We start from the raw sequence: 4,776 nt of genomic DNA on the forward strand, positions 1-4,776 counted from the left end.
GCCCAGCCCCGCGCCCACCGCGAGCCCCAGCACCAGGAAGGACCCCAGCTTCTCCGGGTAGCGGAAGGGCCGCCACAGCGGCAGCAGCTGGTACACCCAGCCGTAGACGGGCAGCGACGAGCCCAGCACCAGCGCCAGCATCAGCAGCCACGCGCCCACGAACACCCAGGTGCGCCGCTGCCTCCACGAAGCCCCCAGGCCCGCCAGCGCCAGCACGCACGCCGGCGTCCCCACGTAGAGCGAGTCCACCCACGCGCGCGTGAAGCCCCCCATGCGGATGAGCTTGCGCACCGCCATCTCCGGGATGCCGCGCACCCCGACCGGATCCGTCAGGAACGGCCCCAGCAGCAGCTCCCCCACCCGCAGCGGATGCAGGGAGAAATATTGCGCCTCCACCAGCGACCGGGCCCCAGGCTCGCCCGTCGCCACCAGTGCCGCGGCGGGAAGCAACTGGGGCGCGGCCAGCAGCCCTCCCGTCGCCACCAACAACAGACACGCCCCCACGCGCCGTGCCCATGTCCCGGGCGCTGTCACGGGCTCCGTCAGCGCCACCAGCACGCCCAATGCCTGGGTGACGGCGAATGCCTGCGCATCCCCGCCGAACGCGACCAGCGCCAGCAGCCCCCCGCCCACCGTCAGCCGGGCGGCCGAGGGACGCCGCACGAAGCGCAGCACGCCCCACAGCGCGGCCGGAACGGTGCTCGCGGGCAGCAGGTAGGTGGGGTTGTTCGTGATGCAGACCAGGTAGCCGCTGAAGGTGAACGTCAGCGCCCCGAACAGCGCGCCCGCGCGAGGAACGCCCCACTCGCGCAGGAGCGCCGCCGTGCCCAGGAGCGCCACCGGGAAGCACAGCAGCACGGTGAGCTTCACCGCCACGCCCAGGGGCAGCACCAGGTGCAGGAGCGCCGTGGGATGGAACACGCCGGAGATGAAGATGGCGGGGAACGACTGCCCGAAGCCGTCGTAGGGGAACCAGTCGGGGAACTCGCCCCGCGACACGCGCGAGGCCCAGTAGGCCCGCATCGGGTAGAAGGCCCGCAGCGTGTCGCCCGCCAGGAAGACGTCGCGCGTGAACGTCGCCCGGAAGAAGAAGAGCGCCGGCAACACCAGCGCCAGGCCTCCGAGCATCCAGCGCCAGCCGGTCCGGGTTTCATTGACGCGCTGGGGGGTGGCCTCGGGAATCGGTGCGACAGGGTTCGCGTCCACGTGCGCGGCATCGTCGGTGACGCCTGCCCTCAAGCCAAGTGTCGTCTGCCCACGCCCGGGCCATCGAGGGGTGGCCGCGCTCCCACCGGGCGCGCTACATGCCCGGCTTCATTCTTCCGGCACGAGGAACCTGGAATGCTCGCACGCACCTGGCGCGGAGTGACGAAGGCGGAGGACGCCGACGCCTACCTTGCCTATCTCCACCAGACGGGCCTTGCGCACTACCGGCGCACGCCGGGCAACCTGGCCGCGTACTGCCTGCGCAAGGTGGCGGACGGGCGCGCGGAGTTCCTCCTCGTCACCCTCTGGGAGTCCATGGACGCGGTGAAGCGCTTCGCGGGCGACACGCCGGAGCGCGCTGTCTTCTTTCCGGAGGACGACCGCTACCTCATCGACCGGGACCTGCACGTCACCCACTACGAGGTCCCCTTCGCGGACGGCCAGGCCTTCGAACCCCAGCGGATCCGCTTCGACGACTTCCGCGTGGCGGGGGCCGCGGGTGACCTGCGGCTGGTGGACACCGGCGGCGGCGGGAAGGAATTGCCCGTCGTCTTCGTGCACGGGCTCGCGGGCAACGCGTCCCACTGGCAGGCGCAGTTGGATCACCTGGCTCGGACGGGCCGCCGGGGCATCGCGCTGGAGCTGCGCGGCCACGGGGGCTCCACGTTCCCGGAGCCGGAGGACTTCACCCTGGAGTCGCTCGCGGGGGACATCGCCGCCGTCGTGCGCGCGCTGAGGCTGCGGCGCTTCGTGCTGGTGGGGCACAGCATCAGCGGGGGCGTGGCGCTGGAGTACGCGGGCGAGAATCCCCGGCAGGTGGCCGGCCTGTTCCTGGTGGATCCGATGACGGACTCGCGCCGGTACCCCGAGGAGCAGGTGAACGCGTACCTCGCCTCGCTGGACGCGCCGGACGTGGCGCAGGCCGTGAGGCAGGACTGGGCGCAGATGGCCGGGTCGCGAGCGGACGTGCGCGAGCGGCTGCTGGCGGACCTGGACGCCACGCCGCTGTCCGCCGTGGTGGCGGTGCAGCGCTCCAGCCTGCGCTTCGATTTGACGGCCGCGCTCGCGCGCTACCCGGGGCCGAAGTTCTCGCTCGTCGCGCCGGACAACGACACGCCGCAGAGCGTCCACCGCCTGGGCGAGGGCGTGGCGCACCAGGTGGTGGAGGGCGCTGGCCATTGGATCCAGCTGGACCATCCGGACGCGGTCAACGCCGCGCTGGACGCGTTCCTCACGAAGTCAGCACCAGCTTGACCAGCTCCGGGGGGCTGCCCAGCCGCATGGGCGGTCCCCAGAAGCCGCAGCCCCGGCTGACGTAGATGTGCGAATCGCCGTGCCGGTAATGGCCAGCGGAGTGCTCCCAGCTCAACCCGATGAGCGCCGTCATGGGGAAGAGCTGGCCGCCGTGGGTGTGGCCGGAAATCTGGAGGTCCACGCCCTGCTCCGCGGCCACCTTGAAGTTGGCGGGCTGGTGCGCGAGCAGCACCGCGGCGCGCTCCGGATCACGGCCCGCGAGCGCCAGGTCCAGGTCATAGCCCTTCTGTCCCAGGCGCCGTCCACCGTGCCAGTCATCCACGCCCACCAGGTCGAACGCGCCGCCCGCGTCACCCATGCGCACGTGCCGGTTGCGCAGCGAGGGAATGCCCAGCGAGCCCAGGTGGGCCACCCACGCCTCCGCGCCGGACGAATAGTCGTGGTTGCCGGTGACGAAGAAGCTTCCGTAGCGCGCATGGAGGTTGCCGAGCGCCGCGACGAAGCCGCCCAGCCGGGGCACGGTGCCATCCACCAGGTCGCCGGTGATGGCGACGAGGTCCGGCTTCAGCGCATTGGCCCGCCGCACCAGCTCGTCCATGAAGCGCCGCTGGATGAAGGGGCCCACGTGCAGGTCGGTGAGCTGCACGATGCTGAAGCCCTCCAACGCGCGGGGCAGCTTGGGAATGCGCACCACCAGCTCCGTGACCTCCGGAGCGGTGAACGCGCGCCAGCTGCCATAGCCCGCCAATCCCCCACCCAGCGCGAGCGCCCCGCCCGCGGTCGCCTGCGACAGGAAGCGCCGCCGCTCGGCGTCCACGGAGGGCACGGAGGACGCCGCAGGGGCGGGCCGAAGCCGCCGTCCAACGGCGAGCACGGCACGGCCCAGGTCGACCCCCGCGAGCGCGAGCACCAGGCACAGCGCCACGCCCATCCACGAATAGGACACCAGCTCCACGACATCGCCGGGAGCCTCCGGAAGCGTGCGCTGGAGGTACCGCCGGGCCACCAGCACCCCCGTCATGACGCCCAGCAGGAGCGCGGCGAAGAGCCGGGGCCCACGGCGGGGCGTGAGGTTCCACACGAGCCGCCGGAACAGGTACAGGTGCCCGAGCACGGCACCCAGCGCGATGAGGAGCGAGAACGCGGACAACGGCATGGACCCAGCCTCCCGCGCCTCGTGTCCGAGCGCACCTGAATCCGTGCTCGGCCGGCCGCCCGCACTGGGTGTTGCCCGGAAGCGGACGTGCTGTTCAGCCCAATTCGTCCCAGAGCACGGAGAGCGTCAACGCCACTGCCTCGAACGGTTCGGCGTGCACGGGGTCGGTTCCAGAGTGGGTCGCCAGTTGCACGTACTGTCCCGACTCCAACCGGAACACTTCCAGGGTGCGAAGAACCGGGTCGATGAACCAGACATGCCGAACACCTTCGCGCGCGTACACCGGAAGCTTCACCTTGAGGTCCAGGCTTCGCGTCGAGGGAGACAGCACCTCACAGACCCAGTCAGGAGACAAGGCAAGGGCCACGACCTTCGGCGCTCGGGGGAGCCGTTCGCGCCGCCAGCCCGCCAGGTCCGGAATGAGGACGTCGTCTCCCAGATTGAGCCTGGGTTCGAGCACGATGTACCAGCCTCCCGGGCCTCCCAGTCCGAAGACAAAGGGATTGCCCAGGAGCGCCATCAGGAACGAAGCCGCCGTGAGATGGGGAAACGCAGGCCGTGGGCTTGCATACAGCTCCCCCGCGACAATCTCCCCCACGACATGCTCCGGGAGCGCCTCCAGGTCCGCGTAGGTCGCGGGTTTCTTTCCCATGGATTCCCTCCAGTCCTCGCCGCCCATCACTCTATCCATGACGGGAGGAGGTAGCACGCCCGTCTGACGTCCAGAGGCGTATGCATTCTCCTGGACCCTGGAGGTCCCATCCCGTCAGCTCACCGTGCGTCCCCAGATGAACGCGAGGTCCAGCTCCACCGCGTCGAAGGGCTCCGCACGCACGGCATCACCCCCGGAATGCGTGAGCAGCACTTCATACCTTCCGTCCCTCAAGCCGAACACCTCCAGGGTGCGCGTGAGCGGATCCATCAACCAGACGTGCCGCACGCCCTCGCGCGCGTACACAGGCAGCTTCGCCTCGCGGTCCAACTTCCGGGTGGACGGGGACAGCACCTCGCAGACCCAGTCTGGCGCGAGCGATATCGCCGCCGTGTCAGGAACGTAGGGCAGCCGTTCCACCCTCCATCCCGCGACGTCCGGAACCAGGACATCCTCTCCGAAGTGCAACTCCGGTTCATCCAAGAGTGTCCATCCCCCTGGCCCACCC

At 70.5% G+C, this 4,776-nt stretch carries 5 protein-coding genes; 1 reads left to right on the forward strand and 4 read right to left on the reverse strand.

All coding sequences use genetic code 11. The features are described 5' to 3' along the window. Positions 1 to 1,239: hypothetical protein (locus tag D7X32_RS43250; protein WP_147450502.1), on the reverse strand; the 1,239-nt coding region annotated here is incomplete at its 3' end. Between the two features lie 102 nt (positions 1,240 to 1,341). Between D7X32_RS43250 and D7X32_RS43260 the strand changes: the two genes are divergently transcribed. Further along, positions 1,342 to 2,460 carry an alpha/beta fold hydrolase gene (locus D7X32_RS43260; protein ID WP_244239507.1) on the forward strand — a complete coding sequence of 373 codons (1,119 nt, stop codon included), beginning with the start codon at positions 1,342 to 1,344 and terminating at the stop codon, positions 2,458 to 2,460. Here D7X32_RS43260 and D7X32_RS43265 read toward each other — a convergent pair. The 3 genes from D7X32_RS43265 to D7X32_RS43275 all read right to left on the reverse strand — a co-directional run. Next, positions 2,438 to 3,616, reverse strand: a complete 1,179-nt coding sequence (locus D7X32_RS43265) for a metallophosphoesterase (protein WP_120608317.1) — start codon at positions 3,614 to 3,616, stop codon at positions 2,438 to 2,440. The two genes, D7X32_RS43260 and D7X32_RS43265, sit on opposite strands and share 23 nt — an antisense overlap. Positions 3,617 to 3,710: 94 nt before the next feature. Then, the gene (locus D7X32_RS43270; RefSeq protein ID WP_120608319.1) at positions 3,711 to 4,268 is read right to left on the reverse strand and encodes a Uma2 family endonuclease; all 558 of its coding nucleotides are present in this window, start codon (positions 4,266 to 4,268) and stop codon (positions 3,711 to 3,713) included. A 114-nt stretch (positions 4,269 to 4,382) separates the two neighbouring features. Further along, on the reverse strand, positions 4,383 to 4,776 hold a 394-nt coding region (locus D7X32_RS43275; protein WP_147450503.1), incomplete at its 5' end, for a Uma2 family endonuclease.

It is taken from the genome of Corallococcus carmarthensis, from assembly GCF_003611695.1.
In the GTDB taxonomy this organism is placed as follows: Bacteria; Myxococcota; Myxococcia; order Myxococcales; family Myxococcaceae; genus Corallococcus; species Corallococcus carmarthensis.

Coding starts and splice junctions, on each gene's coding strand:
- D7X32_RS43260 (WP_244239507.1), top strand. CDS start 1,342: ATGCTCGCACGCACCTGGCGCGGAGTGACGAAGGCGGAGGACGCCGAC.
- D7X32_RS43265 (WP_120608317.1), bottom strand. CDS start 3,616: ATGCCGTTGTCCGCGTTCTCGCTCCTCATCGCGCTGGGTGCCGTGCTC.
- D7X32_RS43270 (WP_120608319.1), bottom strand. CDS start 4,268: ATGGGAAAGAAACCCGCGACCTACGCGGACCTGGAGGCGCTCCCGGAG.